Annotated in this window: 23 protein-coding genes and 1 tRNA gene; 4 read left to right on the forward strand and 20 right to left on the reverse strand. The window is 32.6% G+C overall.

The window, feature by feature from the left end; all coding sequences use genetic code 11:
- Positions 1-19 precede the first annotated feature (19 nt).
- Positions 20-1,855: a transcription termination factor Rho gene (gene rho / locus HMPREF9071_RS07490; protein ID WP_009746007.1), complete on the reverse strand. Its 1,836-nt coding sequence runs from the start codon at positions 1,853-1,855 to the stop codon at positions 20-22.
- Positions 1,856-2,110: 255 nt separating this feature from the next.
- Between rho and HMPREF9071_RS07495 the strand changes: the two genes are divergently transcribed.
- Entirely contained in the window at positions 2,111-2,482 is a 372-nt protein-coding gene (locus HMPREF9071_RS07495; RefSeq protein WP_009746008.1) for a DUF4293 domain-containing protein, read from the forward strand.
- Positions 2,483-2,627: 145 nt separating this feature from the next.
- Here the strand turns inward: HMPREF9071_RS07495 and HMPREF9071_RS07500 are convergent, their stop codons facing one another.
- The 9 genes from HMPREF9071_RS07500 to fmt all read right to left on the reverse strand — a co-directional run bounded on the left by HMPREF9071_RS07500 (position 2,628) and on the right by fmt (position 11,119).
- A complete protein-coding gene (locus tag HMPREF9071_RS07500; protein WP_009746009.1) occupies positions 2,628-3,821 on the reverse strand; it encodes an aminopeptidase C in 1,194 nt (397 codons plus the stop codon).
- Between the two features lie 114 nt (positions 3,822-3,935).
- Positions 3,936-5,126 carry an aminopeptidase C gene (locus HMPREF9071_RS07505; RefSeq protein ID WP_009746010.1) on the reverse strand — a complete coding sequence of 397 codons (1,191 nt, stop codon included), beginning with the start codon at positions 5,124-5,126 and terminating at the stop codon, positions 3,936-3,938.
- A 2-nt stretch (positions 5,127-5,128) separates the two neighbouring features.
- The gene (locus tag HMPREF9071_RS07510) at positions 5,129-5,650 is read right to left on the reverse strand and encodes an adenine phosphoribosyltransferase (RefSeq protein WP_009746011.1); all 522 of its coding nucleotides are present in this window, start codon (positions 5,648-5,650) and stop codon (positions 5,129-5,131) included.
- Positions 5,651-5,754: 104 nt separating this feature from the next.
- Complete coding sequence (locus tag HMPREF9071_RS07515) at positions 5,755-6,414, reverse strand: ABC transporter ATP-binding protein (RefSeq protein WP_040358075.1); 660 nt, start codon at positions 6,412-6,414, stop codon at positions 5,755-5,757.
- Entirely contained in the window at positions 6,398-7,477 is a 1,080-nt protein-coding gene (locus tag HMPREF9071_RS07520) for an efflux RND transporter periplasmic adaptor subunit (RefSeq protein WP_009746013.1), read from the reverse strand. The genes HMPREF9071_RS07515 and HMPREF9071_RS07520 overlap by 17 nt, the downstream gene beginning before the upstream one ends.
- Positions 7,478-7,500: 23 nt before the next feature.
- Complete coding sequence (locus HMPREF9071_RS07525; RefSeq protein WP_009746014.1) at positions 7,501-8,547, reverse strand: VWA domain-containing protein; 1,047 nt, start codon at positions 8,545-8,547, stop codon at positions 7,501-7,503.
- Positions 8,544-9,542 (reverse strand): VWA domain-containing protein, encoded by a 999-nt coding sequence (locus tag HMPREF9071_RS07530; protein ID WP_009746015.1) that lies wholly within the window; start codon positions 9,540-9,542, stop codon positions 8,544-8,546. The genes HMPREF9071_RS07525 and HMPREF9071_RS07530 overlap by 4 nt, the downstream gene beginning before the upstream one ends.
- A 202-nt stretch (positions 9,543-9,744) precedes the next feature.
- On the reverse strand, positions 9,745-10,017 hold the full coding sequence (locus HMPREF9071_RS07535; protein ID WP_009746017.1) for an HU family DNA-binding protein: 273 nt from the start codon (positions 10,015-10,017) through the stop codon (positions 9,745-9,747).
- Between the two features lie 157 nt (positions 10,018-10,174).
- Complete coding sequence (fmt, locus tag HMPREF9071_RS07540; RefSeq protein ID WP_009746018.1) at positions 10,175-11,119, reverse strand: methionyl-tRNA formyltransferase; 945 nt, start codon at positions 11,117-11,119, stop codon at positions 10,175-10,177.
- Positions 11,120-11,495: 376 nt separating this feature from the next.
- Between fmt and HMPREF9071_RS07545 the strand changes: the two genes are divergently transcribed.
- Complete coding sequence (locus HMPREF9071_RS07545) at positions 11,496-12,563, forward strand: branched-chain amino acid aminotransferase (protein WP_009746019.1); 1,068 nt, start codon at positions 11,496-11,498, stop codon at positions 12,561-12,563.
- A gap of 50 nt (positions 12,564-12,613) precedes the next feature.
- Here HMPREF9071_RS07545 and HMPREF9071_RS07550 read toward each other — a convergent pair whose 3' ends face one another.
- The 7 genes from HMPREF9071_RS07550 to HMPREF9071_RS07580 form a co-directional block, all read right to left on the reverse strand.
- Positions 12,614-13,459: a transketolase gene (locus HMPREF9071_RS07550; RefSeq protein ID WP_040358076.1), complete on the reverse strand. Its 846-nt coding sequence runs from the start codon at positions 13,457-13,459 to the stop codon at positions 12,614-12,616.
- A gap of 31 nt (positions 13,460-13,490) precedes the next feature.
- A complete protein-coding gene (gene lptB, locus HMPREF9071_RS07555) occupies positions 13,491-14,225 on the reverse strand; it encodes an LPS export ABC transporter ATP-binding protein (RefSeq protein ID WP_009746021.1) in 735 nt (244 codons plus the stop codon).
- A complete protein-coding gene (locus HMPREF9071_RS07560; protein ID WP_009746022.1) occupies positions 14,225-16,162 on the reverse strand; it encodes a helicase associated domain-containing protein in 1,938 nt (645 codons plus the stop codon). The genes lptB and HMPREF9071_RS07560 overlap by 1 nt, the downstream gene beginning before the upstream one ends.
- A gap of 73 nt (positions 16,163-16,235) precedes the next feature.
- On the reverse strand, positions 16,236-16,886 hold the full coding sequence (locus tag HMPREF9071_RS07565) for a hypothetical protein (RefSeq protein WP_009746023.1): 651 nt from the start codon (positions 16,884-16,886) through the stop codon (positions 16,236-16,238).
- A gap of 10 nt (positions 16,887-16,896) precedes the next feature.
- The gene (tatC, locus tag HMPREF9071_RS07570) at positions 16,897-17,721 is read right to left on the reverse strand and encodes a twin-arginine translocase subunit TatC (protein WP_009746024.1); all 825 of its coding nucleotides are present in this window, start codon (positions 17,719-17,721) and stop codon (positions 16,897-16,899) included.
- Positions 17,721-18,818 (reverse strand): BT_3928 family protein, encoded by a 1,098-nt coding sequence (locus tag HMPREF9071_RS07575; RefSeq protein ID WP_009746025.1) that lies wholly within the window; start codon positions 18,816-18,818, stop codon positions 17,721-17,723. Before HMPREF9071_RS07575 ends, tatC begins: the two co-directional genes overlap by 1 nt.
- Complete coding sequence (locus HMPREF9071_RS07580; protein WP_009746026.1) at positions 18,805-19,374, reverse strand: DUF1599 domain-containing protein; 570 nt, start codon at positions 19,372-19,374, stop codon at positions 18,805-18,807. The genes HMPREF9071_RS07575 and HMPREF9071_RS07580 overlap by 14 nt, the downstream gene beginning before the upstream one ends.
- A gap of 258 nt (positions 19,375-19,632) precedes the next feature.
- On the opposite strand from HMPREF9071_RS07580, the gene HMPREF9071_RS07585 reads away from it, so the two are divergent.
- Both HMPREF9071_RS07585 and HMPREF9071_RS07590 read left to right on the forward strand, forming a co-directional pair.
- A complete protein-coding gene (locus HMPREF9071_RS07585) occupies positions 19,633-20,364 on the forward strand; it encodes a 16S rRNA (uracil(1498)-N(3))-methyltransferase (RefSeq protein ID WP_040358427.1) in 732 nt (243 codons plus the stop codon).
- A gap of 145 nt (positions 20,365-20,509) precedes the next feature.
- The gene (locus HMPREF9071_RS07590) at positions 20,510-22,450 is read left to right on the forward strand and encodes a DUF349 domain-containing protein (RefSeq protein WP_009746028.1); all 1,941 of its coding nucleotides are present in this window, start codon (positions 20,510-20,512) and stop codon (positions 22,448-22,450) included.
- 125 nt (positions 22,451-22,575) lie between these two features.
- Here the strand turns inward: HMPREF9071_RS07590 and HMPREF9071_RS07595 are convergent.
- The 3 genes from HMPREF9071_RS07595 to HMPREF9071_RS07605 form a co-directional block, all read right to left on the reverse strand.
- A tRNA-Asn gene (locus HMPREF9071_RS07595) sits at positions 22,576-22,649 on the reverse strand.
- Positions 22,650-22,773: 124 nt separating this feature from the next.
- Entirely contained in the window at positions 22,774-23,784 is a 1,011-nt protein-coding gene (locus tag HMPREF9071_RS07600; RefSeq protein WP_009746030.1) for a glycosyltransferase family 2 protein, read from the reverse strand.
- Positions 23,785-23,885: 101 nt separating this feature from the next.
- The gene (locus tag HMPREF9071_RS07605; protein ID WP_009746031.1) at positions 23,886-25,331 is read right to left on the reverse strand and encodes a sugar-binding protein; all 1,446 of its coding nucleotides are present in this window, start codon (positions 25,329-25,331) and stop codon (positions 23,886-23,888) included.
- Positions 25,332-25,360 lie beyond the last annotated feature (29 nt).

Consider the following 25,360-nt stretch of genomic DNA (forward strand, 5'->3'; position numbering starts at 1 on the left):
GAAAAATCTTTTTTCTAATTTATTCATTCATTGTCATCAAGAACTCATTATTATTAAGAGTTCTTTTAATACGATCTTGAATAAACTCCATTGCCTCCACCACATTCATCTCAGAAAGGTATTTACGGACAATCCACATACGCTGAAGAGTTTGTTCATCCTGTAACAGATCATCACGGCGAGTGGAAGAATCTATTAGGTCAATGGCTGGGAATATCCTCTTATTAGCTATGCGTCTATCCAACTGCAATTCCATATTTCCTGTACCCTTAAATTCTTCAAAAATAACATCATCCATTTTTGAACCAGTATCAGTAAGGGCAGTAGCAATAATAGAAAGGGAACCTCCTTTTTCAATATTTCTTGCTGCACCAAAAAATCGTTTAGGACGATGTAGTGCATTAGCATCAAGACCTCCGGTTAGCACCTTTCCAGAAGAAGGCTGTACTGTATTATAAGCACGTGCTAATCGGGTAATAGAATCTAAGAGAATGACTACATCATGTCCACATTCTACCAAACGTTTTGCCTTTTCTAATACAATATTCGCTATCTTTACATGTTCTGTAGCCTCTTTATCAAAAGTAGAAGAGATAATTTCTCCCCTTACACTTCTTTGCATATCAGTAACTTCCTCTGGACGTTCATCTATGAGTAATACCATTAGATAAACCTCTGGGTGGTTATCCGAGATAGCATTGGCAATATCCTTAAGTAAAGTAGTTTTACCTGTTTTAGGTTGAGCTACAATCATTCCTCGTTGCCCCTTTCCTATAGGTGCAAAAAGGTCAATAATACGAGTAGAAACAGAACTTCTTCTTCCTGACAAACAGAATTTTTCATTTGGGAATATAGGAGTTAAGTTATCAAAAGAAACTCTATCTCTTACCGATTGAGGATCACAACCATTTATCTTTAATACCTTTATCAGAGGATAATATTTCTCTCCTTCTTTAGGAGGGCGAACAGAACCTAATACAGTATCCCCTGTATGAAGTCCAAAAAGACGGATTTGGGAGGGCGAAACATAAATATCATCTGGAGAAGCTAAATAATTAAAATCAGAAGATCGCAAGAAACCGTAACCATCTGAAATTAGCTCAAATACTCCCTCACATTCCACTATACCATCAAATTCAAAATCAGGAGAACGGTATCTATTCTTCTTTTCTTTATCAAAGTTCTCAAGATTATTAGTATTTTTTGGGGAATTATTTAGGGAATTATTTGTTAATGATTGATTTTGATTAGATTGAGTGTTTTGTTGATTATTTGAAGAATTAGGTTCTATTTGTTTATTTATATTCTTAGAAGTTAAACTTTCCTGTGGTTGATATTTTATTGGTAAAGATATCTCCTTTTTAGAGATTTCTCCCTTCTTTTTGTCTTGTTTTTGAAAATTATTATCTAATTTCTTTTCTTTATTATTTGCTTTTTCATTTTTTTCTTTAGCCTCTATCTGCTTTTTAGGCTGAGAAATAGACTCTTTAGAATTAGAGGGACTATTCTCTATTATTTCTGATCTTTTTCCTTTATCTTGTAGACTCTTAGAGGCATTTTCTATATTCATAGGAGCCTTTTCTCTCTTAGTCAAAGTTTCTTTTTGTTGGACTCTTACTTTTTCTTTTTGCTTTTTAGCATTTTTCACTAATGAAGGTAGAGACTGCTCCGCATTATCTTTATCAGATGATGATTTCTTCTGAGTTGTAAGAGAAGGATTTTCTGCTTGAAAATCAATAATACGATAGATAAGTTCTTCTTTTTTAAGTGTTTTGAACTTTTTCATTCCTAAAGACTGTGCAATTTCTTGCAAATCAAGGAGCTTTTTCTCCTTTAAATCGGAAATTTCAAACATTGTCAATGTAGTAAGTTAATAATTCAGTTATTCAATCTTGAGAAAGTCAATATAATATTACTAAGAGAAGATAGATTGCTTCTCTTTATGAAAAAACATAAATACTGGAGGGGAGCATTAATCAGGCAGATTCAATGCTAAAACACACTCTCTTAAAAGATTTGTTTCGCGAGTGCAAAGATACACAAATTTTTGAGAAAAAACTTCTTTAGAAAGATTTTTTTTTCTTATATTTGCACTTTATAACTCAATGTAATGATACAACGCATTCAAACGGTTTATCTACTGATTGTTAGTATTTTAGGAGGTACTTTTGTGTTTTTCAATATAGATGATTGGGGCATATCCTCTCTATTAATAAGTACCTTATTACTTGCTTTAATCAGTATTTTCTCTTATAAGAATAGAAAAAGACAATTTGTTTTAAACAGAATCAACATTTTGTGTAACCTTATTTTACTAAGTGTATTTTCGTGGAAGGAGCTACATTCATCTGGAGAAAATTTACTTTCTGAGAAAGGTGTTCAGCTCATAGTTCCATTCATTTCTATCGTATTTCTATTTTTGGCAAATCGAGCCATTCACAGGGACGAAGAATTGGTAAAATCAGCAGACCGCCTACGATAATACCGAGTAACTTTTGTGTGTAAAATCCTACCTTTTATCTTCTTTAAAGGTAGGATTTTTTATATTATACTTAGGTTATAAAATCCAAAAAGAGGTTATCATTGGAAACCTTAGATAACCTCTTTAAAAGAATATACTTAAAAAATTATAGACTTATATAAGAAGCCTTTTTAAATTTCTTAAGTAAGAATTTTGGAGTTGCTTTTTGGTTCACTAGGATTGCTATTGTTTTATAACGAACATAATCCTTACTTGCATAAAGATAACCTTTGTTATCATTTTCTGTACCCCAAGAGTTTTTCACAATGTAGTACTCCTTTCCTGTCTGATCTTTAGCAAGACCTACAATGTGCATAGAATGATCATCAAGAGTTTCATAATTATCAAAGGCTTTTTGACGTAACTGAGGAGTTATCACTTTTTCTTTCCAATAAGTATGATAATAATTTTCTTGTTCTGCAGGAGTTAAGCTTTCAAAATCCTTTTCAGGAATAATAGCAAGTCCATTCTGCCAACTGAAGAATTTTTCTGATACATCGGCTTCCCACCCTACTGTGTATCCTTTGCTTAAAGCATAATCAATAGTAGTAATAAAGTCCTCCATATTAACATTGAATGCATAATCAAAACTCCAGTTATCAGGTACAGCCATAATTGTATTCTGATATTTTGGCTTATCTTCAACTGAAATCATCTCAATGTATTTTTCATCTTCCAATCCCACAACCTCTTTAGCAAAGGTTTGTGGTGTATACATCTTTCCATTATACATAAATGTTTTAGGGACAGCTCCTAAATAGGAATCCATCTTCTTTTCAAAGACTTCCTTCCAATTATCAGGAAGTTGTTTCATCTTAACTAACTCTTTCAAATAAGGTTCTAAGTCTTTTTGCATCTTATCAAAGTTATTGTAAGTAGCTCCATTAATAAGCCCTGAATAGGCAGATTGTGGAACTGCTCCATACTTGTGATAACTATTGATTACATCATGAGGTTCTCCTCCATCTCCCCAATTTACGGCTCCATGCATACGCACATAATTAATTGCTTTATCCAAATAAATCTTACGTGCCGTATAGATTTCCGCTAAATCAATAGGCTGTTTCTTCTTTTTTAGGGACTCTGATTCTAAAAATGAAGAACCTGCATAGCTCCAACAAGTACCACTCCAACCTTGATTTTTCACTTCCGTAGCATCTAAAGCTAAAATAGGAGTAATTTGGTAATACTTTTGTATATCCTTTCCTTTATTATTAGCCAATGCATTAATAAGGTTTTCTTGTGCAAAGACTTGTCCTACATTTATCAAAAGTAGAACTGAAACTATTTTTCTTATCATTATTAATGGTTTTAGAAATATTTATCCGTTTTTTATATTATAATTCTCGTAATAAAAATTCTATTAAGGGGAATAAATTATCTAAAATAATTCATATAATGCAAAACTGAACTTCTAGCTTACAAAAGATGCTTTTTTAAACTTTTTAAGCAAGGACTTAGGAGTTCCTTTCTGATTCACTAAGATTGCCATTGTTTTATAACGAACATAATTTTTAGATACATAAAGATATCCCTTATTATCATTACTTGTTCCCCAAGAATTTTTTACAATATAATACTCTCTACCTTTTTGATCTTTAGCGAGCCCTACAATTTGCATAGCGTGGTCATCAGTATTTTCATAATTGTCAAAGGCTTTTTGTCTCATTGCAGGAGTGATTTCCTTTTCATTCCAATAAGTATGGAAATATTCTTTTTGCTCTGCTTCACTTAGGTCTTTGTAATCTTTTTCAGGAACAAGTGCAAGCCCATTACGCCAACTAAAAGATTTTTCAGAAACATCTGCTGCCCACCCTACTGTGTATCCTTTGCTTAAAGCATAATCAATAGTAGTAATAAAGTCCTCCATATTAACATTGAATGCATAATCAAAACTCCAGTTATCAGGTACTGCCATAAATACATTTTGGTATTTAGGTTTATTTTCTACTGAGAGCATTTCTATATATTTTTCATCCTCCAATCCAACAACTTCCTTAGCGAATGTTTCTGGAGTATACATTTTTCCATTATACATAAATGTCTTAGGAACAGCTCCTATATAGGAATCCATTTTTTGTTCAAAAACTTCCTTCCAATTTGCTGGAACTTTTTCACTTGTTACTATTTCTTTTAGATATGATTCCAAATCCTTTTGCATTTCTTTGAAATCATTTTTAGTAGCTCCATTAATGAGTCCAGAATAAGCAGATTGTGGTACAGCTCCATATTTTCGATAGATATTGATTACGTCATGTAATTCTCCTCCATCACCCCATGTAAGAGCTCCATGCATACGCAAATAATTAATTGCTTTTTCTAAATAGGTTTTTCTAGCAGTATAAATTTCAGCTAAATCCACTGGTTGTTTTTTCTTTTTCATCATTTCAGATTCTAAGAAAGAAGAGCCAGCATAGCTCCAACATGTACCACTATGACCTTGGTCTTTTACATCAGTAACCCCTATCGCAAAAACAGGTTTAATTTGGTAGTACTTTTGTACATTTTTCCCTTGATTGTTTGCCAATGCATTAATAAGATTATCCTGTGCAAAGGCTTGTCCTACGCTCATTAGAATGAGCACTGAAAGTATTTTCTTTCTCATAATTAATAATTTAGAATACTATTTATTTGATATTTATGTAATTTTTCCCGTCCGTTCAGAAAAGAGAGTTCCATCAAAAATGAACATTGTACAACCTCCCCTCCTAATCTTTCTATAAGTCTTGTAGCTGCTAAAGCAGTTCCTCCTGTAGCTAATATATCATCATGAATAAGCACTTTTTCCCCTTTCACAAGGGCATCTGTATGAACTTCTAAACGACTATTTCCATACTCAAGATCATAACTTTCACTTATTGTTTGTGCGGGTAATTTGCCTGGTTTCCTAATAGGAATAAACCCCACTCCTAATGCTTGAGCTAATAGAATTCCAAATAAAAAACCCCTACTCTCTATACCCGCTACTTTATCTATTTTTTCATCTTTTATAGGTGCTAAAAGTTGTCGTAATGCCTCCTGAGTTGCCTTTGCATTATCTAATATAGGAGTTATATCCTTAAAGAGCACTCCTTTTTTTGGAAAATCAGGAATATCTCTTACAAAATTTTCTATATATGTTTTATCCATTTATTTTTCTAAAATTTATAGTTTCCCAAAGTAAGAAACATCAAAAAACTTCGTGCAAAGATACGATATTTTTTGTATAATCATAGCAAATGTACACTTATTTTTTATTGAATAATTCCATCCACAATACGAATAATTCTCTGTGTTTGTGCCGCTATATCTTCCTCATGAGTTACAATAACAATTGTTGTTCCCTTTTGGTTAATTTCTTTAAATATTTGCATGACTTCATTGGTAGTTTTAGAGTCCAACTGTCCTGTAGGTTCATCAGCAAGGAGCAAAGGAGCATCAGCAATAAGAGCACGAGCAATAGCCACTCTTTGTCTTTGCCCTCCTGAGAGTTCATTTGGAAAATGTTTTGCCCAATTAGTAATGCCCAGAGGTTCCAACTTCTCCATAGCTTTCTTCTCACGTTCTTTCTTAGAGACATTTTGATAAAATAATGGGAGCGCTACATTCTCCACTACATTCTTGTAAGAAATAAGGTTAGCCGCTTGGAACACAAAACCAATATTTCGACTACGATAGGCAGATCGCTCTATACTATTAAGATTTTTCATATCTTTAGAATCAAAGAGATAAGTACCACTATCATAAGTATCCAGTAACCCAATGATATTCATCAAAGTAGATTTTCCAGAACCTGATGCTCCCATGATAGAGACCATTTCTCCTTTCTCTACCTCCAAATTAATCCCCCTCAGCACTTGAAGAGTATCAAACTCAGTATGATAGGCCTTTTTAATATCATTGAGCTGAATCATTTTGTATAATTTTATCATTAACAGAAAGCCCCTTAGTTATCTCTGTATATTTCCCATCAGAAATTCCTAATTCAATATACTTCTTCTCTAATTTTTCTCCATTTCTCACCCATACATAAGAAGAATCATTTTTGTATATAATATATTTTTCTTCAATTGCAGGTACATTATTTTTCCTATTGAGAATTATTTCTGCCGTTGCAGAATACCCTGAACGAATCACAGGCATCTGAGCTGTTACGGGAAATTCAGCTTCAAGAGTATATTTCATTATTCCATTCTCTAAAGTCCCTTTTGAAGAAATTTTGGTAATTTTAGCTTGAGTTTTAAGATCTTTATAGGCATTGAAGACTAAAGAAATACTATCACCCAAGTGAATGTTCTCTAAGTATTGTTCTGCTAACTGTGTACGAAATACAAATTGTCCCATTTTAGCTAAAATAGCCACTGTTATTCCTGAATTAAGTGTATTTCTTTCTATAACAGAGGCTCCTTCTTCCAAGGGAAGATCAATCACAGAACCTGAAATACTAGATTTAACAATATTAGAGGTATTTTTGCTTCCCAATACTTTTCCTGTCTTTTGAATAGATAATTGATTCTGAGCTGAAGTCAATTGTTCACGAGCTGAGTTATATTCCTTTCGAGCATTTTCCATAGCCACTTCTGAAATAGTTTGTGCTTGGAAAAGCTTTTCAGAACGCTCATAAGATAGCTTTGTGGCATCAAAGTTAATTTTCGCCATCTTTACATTATTCTCTAATCTTTCAAGTTCTAAGGTGCTAGGTACAAGACTGATAGAAGCCACAGGAGAACCCTCTTGCACCACATCGCCTATTTTTACAAAAATCTTATCTAATACGCCTGAAAGCTGAGATTTTAATTCTATTTCCTTAACAGGATACACATTTCCAGGTATATAAATTTCCTCCTTTATATCCCTATTTTCTATATTTACAGTAGTTTGAGGAGGAAGTACACTAGATTTTTTAAACCAGAAGAAAGCTAAGCCCCCCAATATTAATACTATTGCAAAGATAATAAGTACTTTTCTCTTTTTCATAAGAAGATTTATTTTAAGTTTTACTATTTATTAATCTTATTTTTCTCATTGAATAAATTCAAAGTGCGAACCCAAGTTGTTTTCTTATAAGAAATAAAGACATCTATAACCAAAAGTAAGAAAGCTCCTGCTAATAACCACTGGAACTGATCCTTATAATCTGAAAATACCTGAGACTCGTATTCATTCTTTTCTATATTATTCAATACTTTTTGCAAATTATCTATAACTTGTTGAGTATTACTTCCATCAAAGTATTTTCCATCTCCTTCTTGAGCTATTTCTTCCAGAAGGGCTTGATTAAGTTTTGTAATTACTACTTCTCCATCTTTATCTCTTTTCGGGAAAGTTTGTCCATTCTCTTTAATAGGGATTGTTGTTCCTTGTGTTGTACCTAATCCTATAGTAAAGATTCGAATTCCTTTTTCCTTCACTTCCTGTATCATTTCTGTAGCTCCTTGCTGGTGATCCTCTCCATCAGAAAGAATAATAAGTATTTTAGAGGATTGATTACTATCCTCAAAATAATTAATAGCTGTCTGTATGGCTTCCCCTATAGCTGTACCTTGTGAAGAGAGCATATCAGTATTAATAGCTTCTAAGAATATCTTTGCAGCTGAATAATCCGAGGTTAATGGAAGTTGGGGATAAGCCTGAGCAGCATACGGAATGAAAGCTATCCTATCTCCATGTAGAAGTTCTATAAGTTCAGAAATAATACGCTTTGCTTTTTCTATCCTACTAGGTTTTACATCTTCAGCGAGCATACTCTTGGAGACATCTATAGCAAAAACAATATCCACTCCTTCCCTTTTGACAGTCTCTAACTTAGTTCCTATCTTAGGATTAACAAGACCTATTACTATAAAAATAAATACGAGGGCAAAGAAAGCAAACTTCACCCATGGTTTAAATAACGAACGTTCTGTAGCAAGCCTAGAAAAGGTTATTTTATCAGCAAAATGCCTTACTGCTTTTGCTTTCCAAAACTGAACTCCAAGATATCCAATCCAAAAGACAGGAATAAGTAAAAGTAAATAAAAATATATTTTTTCTTCTAAATGTATCATATAAAACTTCTAAAAACTGTATGCCTCAATCCAAATTCAGTCATCAAAAAAAACATAGCTAAAATAGCCCATAAACGAAACTTTTCTTGATGCTGGTAATATTTTAGTTCTTCTATCTTTGATTTTTCTAATTTATCAATTTCTGTATAAATCTGAGCCAATTTTTTATTATCAGTAGCCCTGAAATATTTTCCTCCTGTGCTCTGAGCTATCTCTCCTAATAATTTTTCATCAATTTCCACAGGTACCATGTCATATTGAAGAGAACCATCTGGATTATAAGCCACCGGAGAAAGAGCTTTCCCATTGGTTCCTATGCCAATAGTATATACTCGGATACCATATTCTTTTGCTAATTCAGCTGCACTAAGAGGATCAATAACTCCCGTGTTATTGACTCCATCTGTCATAAGAATAATAACTTTACTTTTTGTTTTACTATCCTTTAGCCTATTAATAGCTGTTCCCAATCCCATCCCTATGGCTGTTCCATCTTCTATTTCTCCTTGTTTTATATCTTTGAGAGACTGAAGAACAATACTTTTATCTGTAGTTGCAGGAACTTTAGTATAGCTTTCCCCTGAATAAACAACAATTCCTATACGGTCTGACTTTCGCTCCTCTATAAATTGAGAAGCCACCCTCTTAAGAGCTTCTATTCTATTGGGTTTTAAATCCTTTGCAAGCATACTAGAGGACATATCAATAGCCAAAATGATATCAATTCCCTCTGTAGTCTTTGTTTTAGTTATCTCTGAAGAAGATTGAGGACGTGCTAATGCAATAATTAAACAAGATAAAGCTAATAATCTAAGTATAAATAATATAGGTCTTAATCGTATTTTCCAAGTATGAATTGATGTAAGTGCTTGTGAAGAAGATAGAAGCACCGGTGGAATTTCTTTCTTTCTACGGAACCATTGCCAGATTATCAGTAATGGGAAAAATAAAAAAAGCCAAAAGAATTGTGGATTAATAAAGGTAATATCTCTCATTTATCTTTCAAAAATATACTTTCTTTCAAGGGCTCAAAGTTACTAATTATTTTGGAAGTTATCAACAAAAAAGTTATTTTTTTCATGATTATTCTTCAAATTTATAAAGGCTTCTCTTGCCATTCTTTCAAAAAGATATAAAAAACAAAAAGAGGCTACCTTTGTAGGGATAGCCTCTTTAGATTTTGAAACTACTAAAATCTTAATTTACAGCATTAGATAGTTCAGTTCCTGCTTTAAACTTCACTACTTTCTTAGCAGGAATTTTGATAGTTTTTCCTGTTTGAGGATTTCTTCCTTCACGAGCAGCCTTTTCAGCTACTGACCAAGAACCAAATCCCACTAAGGAGATTTTGTCTCCTTTCTTCAATGTTTTTTCCACACATGCCAAGAAAGCTTCTAAAGCTTTTTTTGCATCGGCTTTGGTTAATCCAGCCTCTTCTGCAATAGCGTCGATAAGTTCTGTTTTGTTCATAAAAATAAAATTAAATACTTAAATTGTTAAATACAGTACAAAAGTAGTCTTTTTATTGAGAAAAAAAACACCCTTACATAAAAAATACTTGAAAATGAGAAACTTTATTATTTTGTTAGTATTTATTTTAATTATTTTTGAGAATAATTCTTAACTTCTAAGAGAAAAAATCACTCTCTTCAAAATAGAATCCATTAAGGAATTCTTTACTATTCATCCTTTTCTTAGAGGGGAATTGAAGTTCTTCTATCTGTAAAAAACCTCCTAATACAGCTACTCTAATTTGTCTATTACTTAAATGAATACTTCCTATCGTAAAAGTATGTGTTGCTATTATAGGAGTTGCTGTATATATTTTTATAGCATATTCTTTCCCTTTATGATGCAACACAGTCCAAGCAGTGGGATAAGGAGACATTCCTCGTATGAATCTATCTATAGCTTCTAAAGATATATTCCAACGAATACGAGCTGTATCCTTATGTATTTTAGAGGCTTCCTTAATATTTTCATTAGGTTGTGTGATAGGATTACTTTTCCCTGAAGCAATTAAATCAAGGGTATCTAACACCAAATCTGCACCTACAGACATTAATTTGTCATGTAAGGAGCCCGCAGTCTCTCTCTCTGAAATAGGAATTTCTTTTTGCAGAAGTATTGCACCTGTATCTATCTTTTCATCTATTAGAAAAGTAGTAACTCCTGTTTTGGTTTCTCCATTAATAATTACCCAATTAATCGGAGCAGCCCCTCTATAATCTGGCAACAAAGAGGCATGTAGATTAAAAGTTCCTTTTTTAGGTATTTGCCATACTACCTTAGGAAGCATCCTAAAGGCTACCACCACTTGTATATCTGCTTTGAAAGTCCTTAGTTGTTCCAGAAACTTTTCTTCTCTCAAGGAAACAGGTTGAAGCACCGGGATTCCCTGAGAGAGTGCATATTTCTTTACAGATGATTCCTGTAATTTCTGTCCTCTTCCCGAAGGTTTATCAGCTACAGTTACTACTGCAACTACTTGAAGGCCTACTTCTACTATTTTTTTTAGTATCCCTGTGGCAAAATCAGGGGTTCCCATAAAAACTATACGTAAATTTTTCATTATAACTCACATAAGATAGGTGCAAATATAATAAAAAAATAGAATTAATTTCTAAAAACTTCATCCATTTAAAATCTAAAATCTAACATAGTAATATTTTCTATCCATATAATTATCTATAACATAGGAGAAGCAACACACCTATTTATAACAAATAAATAATAATCAGAAAGTTACATATTACAAAACTAACATTTTGTATCTAATTCTATACACCTTAATTATATAAAGGAATTACTAATTTGTATAGTATCAATAAAAAATTTATCTAATAAGAGTCTTTTTACTATCTCTAATCTTTCAATCTAAAAATAAAGATTAAAAAAAAGTAGTATCCCTAAAAAAAAAGTAGTACCTTTGCCAAAAAAAGAAAATAATGAGTACTACAAAATTTCCCATTTCTATTGAGAAAGTAGCTAAAAGCAAGCTACAAAATATAGATTTCTCAAAATTAGCTTTTGGACATATCTTTTCTGATCACATGTTCATCTGTGATTATAAGGAAGGCAAATGGCAAGATGCACGTATTGTTCCCTATGGACCTTTCTCTGTAGAACCTTCTTTGAGTGTTTTCCATTATGGGCAAGCTGTATTTGAGGGAATGAAAGCCTACAAAGATGATAAGGGAGATGTTTTCTTATTTCGTCCCACAGAGAACTACGCTCGTATGAATAAATCTTGCAAACGTATGGCAATTCCTGAGTTCCCTGAAGCATTATTTGATCAGGCTCTTAAAACTTTGGTAGATATAGATCGCAATTGGGTACAACCAGGATTAGGGAACTCTCTCTATCTTCGCCCATTTGTAATTGCTACCTCCACTGGAGTGCAAGCCAATCCAGCCACTGAATATCGTTTCATGATTATTACCTCACCTGTACAAAGCTACTATACCACCAAAGAAGTGAAAGTGAAGATAGCGGATCATTATAGCCGTGCAGCCAATGGAGGTACTGGATTTGCAAAAACTGCAGGAAACTATGCGGGCCAGTTTTACCCTACAGCTTTGATAAAAGAAGAAGGCTTCCAACAAGTAATTTGGACAGATGATGCCACTCACGAAAAACTAGAAGAGTGTGGCACTATGAATGTAGTATTTCGTATCGGAGATACCCTTATCTCTCCCCCTCCTACCGAACGTATTTTGGATGGTGTTACCCGTAAGAGCGTAATTGCTGTAGCAGAAAGATTAGGCATTCCGTTTGAATCTCGCACTATCACTGTAACAGAACTTACAGAAGCGGCTAATAAAGGTACATTGAAAGAGATTTTTGGTTGTGGAACAGCAGCAGTCATAAGTCCAGTAACTGCTTTTAGCTACAAAGACAAAGAATACCAATTACCTAACATTCAGGATGGTTATGCTCCTCGTATCAAGGAATTCTTACTTAATATTCAGTATAATAAGTCAGAAGACCCATTTGGATGGCGTGTAAAGATCTAATTTATTAAGAGGCTGTTTGAAAAAATTTTTTCAAACAGCCTCTTTTATTTTTAATAATCTCCCAAAGTTTCAGGATTTTGAGCTAAAGCTTTAGCCAGTTGTTCATCATTAGGAGCTTTACCATGCCAAGTATGAGTCCCCATCATGAAATCTACCCCATTCCCCATTTCCGTATGAAGGAGAATACATACAGGTTTTCCTTTTCCTGTGAGCGCTTTTGCTCTACTCAATCCTTCCAAAATAGAAGGAATATCATTTCCTTTCTCAATATCTACTACTTGCCATCCAAAAGCTTCAAATTTTGCCTTAAGATCTCCTAAAGGGAGTACCTTATCCGTAGGGCCATCTATCTGCTTATGATTATAATCTATCGTAGCAATAAGATTATCCACTCCTTTTCCTCCAGCATACATAACAGCTTCCCATATTTGTCCTTCTTGCAATTCTCCATCTCCATGAAGAGTATAAACAAGGTGCTTATCTCCATTAAGTTTTTTAGCCAAAGTAGCACCTATTGCTACAGAAAGTCCTTGTCCTAGAGAACCAGAGGCAATACGTACTCCCTCTAATCCTTCTTGTGGGGTAGGATGCCCTTGTAATCGAGAACCAATCAAACGAAAAGTATTAAGTTCACTTATAGGGAAAAATCCTCGTCGTGCCAACACACTGTAAAATACAGGAGAAATATGTCCATTAGACAAGAAAAATAAATCTTCATCCTTTCCATCCATTGTAAAAGGTAATTTAATATCCATTACCTCATTATAAAGACATACAAGGAATTCTGCACATCCTAAGGATCCTCCTGGATGTCCTGAACTCACTTTATGTACCATTCGTAAAATATCCCTACGTACTTGTGTAGTAAGGTCAGTAAGTTGTTGAATATCTGACATCATATATAAAATTAAGTTATCTAATTCATTTTTAGTTCCTTTTCTTAAGTTCAAAATTATTTCCTAAATATACTTCTCGTACCATAGGGTCATAAGCTAATTCTTCAGGAAGTCCTGCCTTAAGTATCCCTCCTTCATACATCAGATAAGTACGGTCAGTAGCAGGAAGAGTTACCTCTACTCGGTGGTCAGTAATGAGAATACCTATATTTTTATCTTTCAATTGAAAAACGATATTCTGAATATCCTCCACTGCAATAGGGTCAACCCCTGCAAAGGGTTCATCTAATAGAATAAAATCAGGACTAGTTGCCAAGGCTCTTGCTATTTCAGTACGCCTGCGCTCTCCCCCTGAGAGGAGATCCCCTCTGTTCTTGCGAATATGCCCAAGATTGAATTCATCTATAAGCGATTCCATTTTATAAAGTTGTTCTTTCTTACTTAACTTTGTAAGTTGCAATACCGAAAGAATATTATCTTCAATACTCAATTTTCTAAACACACTAGGTTCTTGCGCCAGATAGCCTATTCCATATTGTGCTCTTTTATACATAGGAAACTTAGTAATTTCTGTATTATTTAAGTAAATATGTCCCTCATTAGGTTTTATAAAACCTACTATCATATAAAACGAAGTTGTTTTTCCTGCCCCATTAGGTCCCAATAATCCTATAATTTCTCCTTGCTTCACCTCCAAAGAGATTCCTTTGACTACTCTACGTCCTTTGTATTCTTTAACTATATTTTCAGCACGTAATGTTTTCATTAATTCATATTTATAATTTCTTGAAATAATTTCTTTCTTTCTATTGGAACTCTTCCATTTTTTATCAAATTTTTTTGTACACTTATCCAGCGATAGAGAATAATAGCCTGAGAATCCTTATCAGAAGAAAATGGTCGACGCCCATTTTCTTTAATGAAATTCACCAAAGCTTCATAGTTCTCTTGCCAAGTACGCTTCTTCACAGCTTTTTCTGGAAGAAGTATATATATTGAAGAATATTTTTTCCCTTTAAGCCCCACAAATGAATTCTGAAAGAAAACAAAAGTATCCGATGCTTCCGATTTCAAATTTGTTAGTATACTTTTGGAATTAGTATTAGGGCGATATTGGAGCACATACTTAGTAATTTCAGTAAGCGATTGAGGATTATCTAGATCTTGCAGATATTCCTTAACAATATCTCTAATAGTACCTCCTTTAAAATTTTCTATAATGGTTTCCCATTTTTTTAGTCCAAAGCAACTACTTCTACCAATAGGAATAAATCCATATTCTCTCTTAAGAGAAGAACGTATTCCCTCATACGTAAAATTAGTTTTAGGATATAATTCTCTTACTTTTTGAGAAATCTGCTTTACAAAAGAAGGTTTTGCTAATATATCCAATGCCTCATAAGCATACTCATAAATCTGCTTATAGGTATTACGAGGAAAGACAACTCTAGTTCCACGAATCTCTAAATCAAATTCGTCTTTTACTATAAAAATTACTAAAGGAATTACCCTATCTACCAACTCCGGTTTGGAAACAAAATTTAAGAGGTATTCCTTTAGGCAAAGTTCATATTGTTTGTTATTTTTAGTTGTTTTCCGTAAAGAAAAATCCTCTATAAACTTATTTGAATCAAAATATGGAGCTAATTCCTTTGAAATTAGATAAATTTTTCTCCAATTATGTCTACTTTTTTTCTTTGAAAAATGCGGATATATCACATCAGAAACATCACCTATTATAGTAAAATTCTCCAAATAGATAGAAAGAATAATATAGATAAAATTCTCTGTAAAATTGGTATGACTTCTCTCATTAAGAGTTGTAATCTGCTCCTTAGTAAGGTATAAGAAGTCTCCTGATATTTGTATTTTACAATCTTTGAGCAATGTATTATCAAAGGCTCTGATTACTACAAATTTCTTAAAGAATTCATCAATAATTTGATTTCGAATTTGTCGTACCCGCTCATGAGTAACTTGCATTTGCTTACCTACTTCCTTTAGTTTTAATTTTTCTGAATCTTGATAAAAACTAAAAGCTTTTGGAAATAATTTAATCTTATTCTCATCAAACAAGAAAGGAGTTGTAAGTAAGTAATCTACCACTTTTAAAAGCCCAAGCTTACTTATATAAGTAGGAATTGTTTCAATAGGATAAATATTTTTCAATAAATAAGTTTTTTTAAGAGACATTAATTGAGAGGGCGTTTTTATTTTAGCAACTTCATATATAAAATGCTTTACCTTATCAAAAAAAATATTCAAGTTCAGTTCATTCTTACTTCTGTTTTCTTTTATTTTTGTATTTTTCTGTAAGACTTCAATACAAAATTCATAAAACAATGAAATATCTGATTGTAAGTGAGTTTTTACAAAATCCTGTAATCCTATAGAAAGATATTCTGCTGTTCTTAGAATATAATCACTAATTACTTCTTTCTGTAAAGGAGTTAATGATTTCAAAATAGAAGAAAGTTGGGAATTAATTCTATCTTCTTCCTGTAAAGAAACAAGAAAACCTGGAGAACATACTTGCATAAGTTCTTGTATAGAACGTCTACCACAATTTTTTATTCCCTCAAACGTATGATATTCATTATAGTAATTACAAATATCCTTCAAGGAATTCCACTGTTTTTCCTTACATATATTATAAGTACGTAAACTTATTTTATTATTCTTCAATAGTTCCTTTACAAGCATATCATATATTATCTAAAATAATATTCCTTTAATAAAAATATCTTTCTCAATATTCTTATATCATAATAAATAACTAAAAATCAAAACGATAAGGGAGATGATTCAATTCATTCTCTAAAAAAAGCCAATCTGGAATATTGTTCACTATGGAGTAAACCATTTTTTCAGTAAGTACTTTTCCTTCATATAACTGTGCAATGGTATCTGTACTGGCATTATCATTAAGGTATTCTGTCTCATCACCAAAGAAAATAGTTGCCCAGTCTTTGTAGAATTCTGGGTCAGAAGTCAGATGCTTTAGAGTAAAAATTTCTTCTTCTATTTCAAATTGTGTAATAAGTTGCCAAGGGGCATCTCCCTGAGCATATATAACAAAAGGAATATCCTGTTCATGGTAATTTTTCTTATAAAAAGCTTGAAATTCCTTAGGTATCTGTTTTTCAAAATTTTCGGTGATACTCTGGAAATTCTCACAAACACTTGGAACAATCATGCATCCCTTTTCTATAAAGTATAGGTGAAGAGATGGACCATCGTCTTCCTCGAAATCAAAGCCTATACGAGCTTCCTGTCCTTCATATTCTTCTTGATCACTGGATGTATACCTATGATAGGTTTCAAATTCTTGTCCACAGATAATCAAATCCAATACGGCTTGGGCTTTACAAATTTTTTTAAGCGTTAACCAATGAGGTATCTGGCTACAATCAGGAGTAAAATTCATTTTTGTTATATCAATTTAATTTAAGTTTTTCTTGCTTTTTCTGTACATATTTGGCTACAAAAATACTTGCCTCATATAATATCAATATAGGTATAGATACAATTACTTGGCTTGCCACATCGGGAGGAGTAATAATAGCAGCTACTATCAAAGTAATAATGATAGCATGCTTACGATATTTTCGCATAAATTCAGGAGTTATCAGTCCTAACTTAGCTAAAAAATAAATAATTACAGGTAGTTCAAAAATGAGTCCACATGAAATTACAGAAGAACGTAGCATATCTATATATGAGCTTATATCAATTTCGTTCTTAACCATTTGTTCTCCACCAACTACAGAATAATTAGCAAAGAAATGAATAGATAATGGAGCTATGATATAATAACCAAAAAGGACTCCTATAAAGAATAACATAGAAGTAATTCCTATAAAACCACGAGCCAACTTTCTTTCCTTTTCATAAAGTCCAGGGGAGATAAATCTCCACATCTCATACATTAAATAGGGAAATCCAATCACAATTCCTGTCCAAAAAGATATCCAAAGGGTTGCTGAAAACTGACCTGTCATAGTACGATTCTGAATTACTAAAGGTAACTGTTCGCTGCAAAAATTAGTCTCTGTTCCAAAAAAACGTCCTATTCTGCAAAAGAACTGATATGTAGGAAAATCCCCTTGTGTATGAGGCAGAATAATATACTTAAAGATATAGCTTTTAAAGACAAATGCCAAAAGTGCCACACTAAGAACCACAACAATAGATCTTATAATATGCCAGCGTAATATCTCCAGATGGCTGAGAAAAGACATTTCCTCTTGTGATTGTTCCATTACAAATCTATTTTTTGAACATCATTATAGCTTACTTTTTGCTTAATTGTACCTCGTTCCAAACGGATAATTGCAGGATTGGCACGAACCATTGTCTTTAGCGTAGTAAGGTCTGTAGCATAGAAATCAAAATTCAATCCATACTTAGTTATTAATATTTTGGCTTGTTCAGGAGAAGGAGTAAGTCCTATCACCTTATAACCTTTTTTTAACGCTTTATCTGTAAGTTTCTTTATAGGGGAGAAGCCTTTTTCATCCGCCTTAGAAAGATCATAAGAAATAATCATTAATAATTTAGATTCTTCAAGCATACTCTGAGTATAGTCCTCTCCATCTTTTTCTATTACAAAATCATGAATAGGAGGCTGATATCCTTTGGATATCTGTTCTGTTTCTACTGAAATGAAAGTTCCTTCTTCTACTTCTGGGTAAGCCCCTTGTGTAGTAATCACCTCTTCCCTATCTCCTACTTTAAATTTCCAATGATAGTCATATATTGGTTTTGGAGCATCAGAGGGAATTTCCATTCCCTTTTCTATATTTACGCCTATTTTATAAGGGCGAAAATCAATAATAGGTAAATGCTTATGTGTATAATATACCAGCCATCCACAAGCTATAATAGTAAGCAAAAGAAGAACTATAGAAGTCCTTTGAGAATATAGAGGGGTGATATACTCTCTAAGTAACCATAAAATTATTATCAAAGCCAGAAGAATCATATCCTTAGTAAAAGATCCCCAAGGAGTGAATTTCAAAGCATCTCCAAAACAACCACAATCAGTAACTTTATTAAAATATGCTGTATAGAAAGTAAGGAATCCGAAGAAGATAGTAAGCCCCAATAGGGATATTAAAGTGAAATGCTTAAAGGCTCCCAACAGTAATAGAACTCCTAAAATAAGTTCAAATGCCACGACGAATACAGCTATGGGATATGCATAAGGAGTGAAGAACTCTATATTAAGAACCGTTGGATGGAAGTATTCTTCTAATTTAAAAGAAAATCCCATAGGATCTACTAACTTAACAAATCCACTAATTATAAAAATAATTCCTACTAAGAAACGTATAATGGATGCACTAGCTTTTTTCATTATTTATCATATTTTTTTCACTATATAGGATTAAAGCAAATACTGCATAATTAATCATATCTTGATAATTAGCTTTCACTCCTTCACTAATAAGTGTTTTTCCTTGATTATCTTCTATTTGTTTTATTCTAAGTATCTTTTGAAAGATTAAATCTGTTAGAGAACTGATTCTCATACTGCGCCATGCTTCTCCATAATCATGATTTTTTCGTAACATAAGCCCTCGTGTCTCTTCTACTTTTTCATTATATAAGGCAATAGCATGTTCCAAATCCAAATCAGGCTCATTAGCAACAGATTTCTCTATTTGAATTAGTGCCATTAATGAGTAATTAATCACTGCAACAAATTCAGTAGTCTCATCTTCTTCTATCTTCCTTTCCTGATGCTCCTGAAGTGTTCGAATACGCTGTACCTTAATAAAGATCTGATCCGTAAGAGAAGGCAAGCGCAAAGTGCGCCAAGCACTTCCATAATCTTTCATTTTATCTATAAATATAGATTGACAATGAGCTATTATTTCATTATATTGTACAATTGTTTTATCTGTATTCATTTCAGAAATTTGGTGTAAATTTCGTTTAAAAAAATAATATTTTTTAAAGAAATAACAATTATTTAACCATAATATTCTATATCATATTCAATATCAAGCTTTATCAGCATTAATATCTCTTACTAATTATTAAGGATACTCTTACTACGGAGCAAATGTATAAAAAGTATTTCAATTATCAAAATGTTTTCACAACCAATTTCAAAACAAAATATTTGTCTATTTCTAAAGAATATAGTATTTTTGCCTAAAAAAGAAATGCAACTATTTTACCATGAGAATCTTTCTCCTGAGAGTAATCTTATCCTCTTAGACAAAGAGGAGAGTACCCACATACATCGTGTATTACGGAGAAAAATAGGGGATCTTTTATATATTACTGATGGACGCGGAAACCTATACGAGGGAGTAATCCAAGATATCAATGATAAAAAATGTAGTATTGTCATCCAATCATGTACCCTTACCCCCCCTCTTCCTTATCAATTACACTTGGCAGTAGCACCTACTAAAATGAATGAGCGTTATGAATGGTTCTTAGAAAAAGCAACAGAAATAGGTGTTCATGAAATTACTCCTATTATCTGTGAGCATTCTGAGCGAAAAACAGTAAAAATAGAACGTTTTGAGAAAATTATTCTCTCCGCTATGAAACAATCTTTACAATGCTTTAGACCTATCCTGAACAAACCTATTAACATGCTTAATTGGTTAGACAATAATATACATGAAAAAAATAGATTTATTGCTCATTGTCAAGAAGGGAAAAAAGAACTACTGTTTGACAAATTAAGTACATCATACCATAATAATATAAGAGATATTCTTATTATAATAGGACCTGAGGGAGATTTTTCTGAAAAAGAAATTCAGAAGGCAATACAAAAGAACTTCTCTCCAGTGATATTATCATCCAATCGGCTACGTACAGAAACAGCTGCAATAGTTGCTTGCAGCAGTACAGCCGATGCTTTTGGTGTAAAAAAATAATTTTTCACTTCTATTGTATTTTATTTATATTCAAATTTTTACACCACAAACTTTATTTTTTTTATATTTTTCTACTATTTTTTTTGGCAAATTGATAAAAAAATTGTAATTTTGAGGAAAATTAATCACAATAGTATTTCATTCTATGTTAGAAAGCGAAAAAAAATCAACCCTTGAAGTTTCTCAAGAAACTCCTACTGAAAAGAGCTTAGAAAAAGTTCCTCCAGAACCCTCATCCAACTTCTTAGATGAAATTCAGCAAGAGAATGCCCTTAATGCTGAAGATTTGGATAATAAGAAGTTACATGAAGTTCCTATGCTGGATTATGAAAAAATGAATTTGGAATCCCTTGAAAATGAATTGAAGAGGCTCATTAGCAATGAGAAAATCTCCTCTATAAAAGCACATGTGGAGGCTATTAAGAAAGCATTTGACTCCCAATATAATCAGCTTTTAGAAGAAAAAAAGGAACAATTCTTGAGCGAAGAAAATAATGAAGAAAAGGATTTCTCGTTCTCCTTACCTATTCATGATACTTTCTATAAGACTTATCAGCAATACAAACAACTTAGAAATCAATATCAAAAACAATTAGAGAGTGAACTACAAAATAATTTAGTTCGCAAACAAGAAATTATTAATGAAATAAAGAATCTTATTGCTATTGGGAAAGATGATGTAGCTTGGGATATACAGACCCTCTTACGTAAGTTCTATGACTTAAAGAAGAGATGGTATGAAATAGGAGCTGTTCCAAGGGAATACTATAATGATATATGGAATAACTTTAATCATCATACGGAGAATTTCTTTGATTACTTAAGTCTCACTCGTAACTTTCAAGAAATTGACTTCAAGCACAATTTAGACGAGAAAAATAAACTTATTGAGAAAGCTAAAGCACTCCTTGATGAACCGGATGTACAGAAGGCTTTCCGTGAGCTTCAACTTCTACACAAAGTTTGGAAAGAGGAAACAGGTCCTGTGGAAAAAGAATATCGTGAAAAACTTTGGGAACAATTCAGCGCTATTACTAAAGAAATTCATGATAAACGACAAGACTTTCTCAAGCGCTTGGAGGAATCTTTTGTGGATAACAAGCATAAAAAATTAGGTATTATCTCCCAAATAGAAGGAATTACACAAGAGAATATCTCCTCACATAATGAGTATCAAAAAGCGATCGCTCAAGTAAATGAATTACGTGAAGAATTTCAGAAAATAGGGCGTGTTCCTCAAGAAGATTCTGAAAATATTTGGCAGCGTTTTATTGAAGCTATACGTGCTTTTAGCAAACAAAAGAATCATTTCTATAAGGAAAATAAAAAAATCCAAAATGAGAATATTGCTAAACGACAAGAGCTTATCAACATTGCTAATACCTATAAAGACAGTTCTGACTGGGAAGAAGTAACTCCTATCATTCAAAAAATACAAGAAGATTGGAAAAAAATAGGAGCCATTCCTCGCAAGCTCTCAAATACTCTCTGGGAAGAATTCCGCTCTGCTTGTAATCATTATTTTGATCGCTTACATCAAGAAAGGAAAAATCAACATAAGCAAGAAAATGCTGACATTGAAAAGAAAAAGAATCTTCTCGATAAATTGAAGGCATTCAAACTTTCAGGAAATAAAGAAGATGATGTTAAGAAACTTGAAGATTTCCAAGAAAAATGGAATTCTTTAGGTAAACTTCCTGAGAAATTGCGTGTAATAGATACTCGCTTCAATAAGATAATGAATACTCTTTATAAGAAATTAGATTTTGATAAAAAGCAAATTGAACTTATCAAATATAACAACAAGTTAGAACACTTGCCCGATGGAGAAAATTCTCTTATCAAAGAAGAGGCATTTGTTCGTAAAAAAATTGAAGATATTAAAAGAGATATTCTTCAACTTGAAAATAATTTACAATTTTTCACTAATGTTGATAAAAGCCATCCTCTGATGAAAGAAGCTATGAAGAGTATTCAGCAGCAACAAAATGCTCTTATTCTTTGGGAGGATAAGCTAAAAGAACTCCATGCACGTGAAACAAAGACAGAAGAGAATGAGATTCAAACAGAGCAGAAAGATGAGTAACTTCTTTTTAAGATAGGGTTGTCATACTATTTACACAAAAGCTATCCTTTTAGGGTAGCTTTTTTATGTACAGGAAGTAGAGTAGTTATAATAAAAAAAACATCTACATTTAGTAGATGTTCTTGCTCCCCCTACTGGACTTGAACCAGTGACCCTCTGATTAACAGTCAGATGCTCTAACCAACTGAGCTAAGGAGGAATGTATAATAATTATTTCTATCCTTTCAATTTTACGAGTGCAAAGGTACAACTTTTTTTTATACTGACAAACTTTTTTTCTATTTTTTTACCTAATAAACTAAAAAATATTAACTTACTGAATATCAATTATTATCATTAAAAAATAACTGTGGAAAAAGTAATTCTGGTGCTTTTTTACTAAAAAAAAGCCGTAGAGTAGCTCCCAAAAAACCTATCCCATAGCTAAAAAATTGAATACAAACCGCCCATACAGATAAAAGTCCAATATGGATACTCTTATTAATATGCTTGCTATGAACAAAAATAAGTATAAAATAAGTAAGATAACAAAAAATAAATTCCCATTCTCCAAAATAGAGAAATACCAATGAAAATAGAAAACCCAATACAAATAAGGTAGGAAACCAATGTACAACCTTTCTCGACTGCTTATGCCAACGATTAAGAATAGCACGCGTTTGTCCAAACTTCTTTACTTGTTTATAGTATTTTTCCCAAGATATTCGCCTTTTATGATATACAAAGGCATCCTCTATAAAAGCCGTTTGAAAGCCAGCTTTCCATAAACGAATACTAAGATCAGGATCTTCACCAGGATGTATTCTTCCGAATCCTCCTGTAACCTCAAATGCCTTGCGAGAAATTCCCATATTAAAACTCCTAGGTTCAAACTTTCCTACACTATGCTTATTACCTCGTATTCCTCCTGTGGTAAGAAAAGAAGTCATCGCATAGTTGATAGCCTTCTGAATGTCTGTAAAACTATCCGTAGCAGCATCCGCACCCCCAAAGCAATCTACATAATGCTGTTGTAAATACTCATCTACAGATTCTAAATAATGAGGAGGCAATAGAGAATCGGAATCCAAAATGATAAAATAATTTCCCTGAGCATGCCGCATCCCAAAATTTCTTGAATCTCCAGGACCTGAATTCTTCTTACTCAAGTAATGAACATTTATTCTATCTGTAAAGGAGGATACTATTGATTGAGAAGTAATAGTAGATCCATCTTCTATAATAAGTGTTTCAAAATCACCCTCAAAAGTTTGCTGTACAATTGTTTCTAAAAGTTCTTTTATTTCTTCAGGGCGATTGTATACAGGAATGATTATAGTATATTTTAATTGCATATGGTAATCTTTCTATTCAAAATGCAAATATAAAATAAAAAACTTTGACAAAGAACTTAATCTTCATCAAAGTCTGCTTACATTTATTACATTTTTAGCTATTAGATTTTTTCATGATATTCTATTATACGCTCAGTAATATAAGAGCCTTTACCATCTGTATATTGAATGCGTTCTATCCAATTCTTATAAGCATCTACCTTAAAATGTTGAGTAAGTTTAGAAGTAAGATCTCCTCTCTGGTTGAAAGTTCGTGTTTCTATAAGTTCTCCTTTTGGATTATAAAAATACTTAAAAGTATAGGCAAGACTACCATTAAGGTTGTATCCCTGTTGTTCTACTTTTTTCCCTTTATCATCATATTTATAAGTTTCTTTTTGAGAAAGAGCCCCTTGTGTGTCATACTCTATCATTTCAGTAATATTTCCCTTATCATCATAAGTAAAGATAGTGCGTTGCATTAACTTATCATTATGGTCATAAATTGCCCGTTCTATTTCATTTCCTTTATCATCATACATATATGTATAATTGAATTGAGGCCTACTCTTATTATCTATCGTTTTCACTTGAGTTATTTTTCCATTTTGATCATAAGTATAAGCATCCTTTTTCCACAGAGCCCCTACATTATTATACTCTTCTACGAAAAAGAGTTTGGGGTTTGGAAGTTCATCATAGGAAGGTTGTTTAGGCTTTTCTTCTTTAGGTGATTCTTGTGTAGAAGAAACACTACTAAAAGAGCGTTCACTTTCCTTAGCATCATATACATTCACTTCTGTACGATTTCCTTTACTATCATAAGAATAGACAAACTTTTTCCAAAGGACTCCTTTTATACGGAGCTCATCTTCGATAAGACTATTAATTTTTTCAGGAGCAATATGATCAGTGAAATATTCTTCTTTTTTAATTACTTTTCCCTTATCATCATATTCCCATTTACATTGATAAGCTAGCTGACTCTTCGTATTAATAGTTTTTTCCAATATAAGATTAGTACGCAAATCATAACGAGATTGTTCCCTTCCTATAAGATTTCCCTGAGAATCAAAGCTATCCCGTTCTATTTGATTTCCTTTATTATCATAACGATATACATAACGCCATAAGAGGACTCCTTTAGCGTCATAAGAAGCTTCTTCTGTTTTTTGTCCTTTTTTATCATAACGATAAGTTACTTTTCCCTTAAATCCCTCTTCTCCTTTCTCTGGACGAATTGTTATTTTCGGTAGAGGGGGCTCCTTTTTCTTTACATCGCTCCCCTCATATATATAATTAGCAGTCCACCAAATACTTCCATTAGGATAGTAAGCGGTTTTCTTTATCATATTCCCTTTTCTATCATAATTGACAAGGAAATTATCCATTCCTTTTTCCACATCTCCCTTATCATAATGTCCTCCACCCTTATCTAAGGCTTTATACGTAACAATACGAATGCTCTTTACAGGTCCTTTTAGATTCTTTTTGTATTCCTCTTTTCCTATTGTTTGAGAAAAGGCAACTATTGTACTTAACAAAGAAATAAGAAAAAAATGTCTCATCTTATAATTATTAAAATTTTCAGAGCACA

Source organism: Capnocytophaga sp. oral taxon 338 str. F0234 (assembly GCF_000192225.1).
Lineage (GTDB): Bacteria > Bacteroidota > Bacteroidia > Flavobacteriales > Flavobacteriaceae > Capnocytophaga.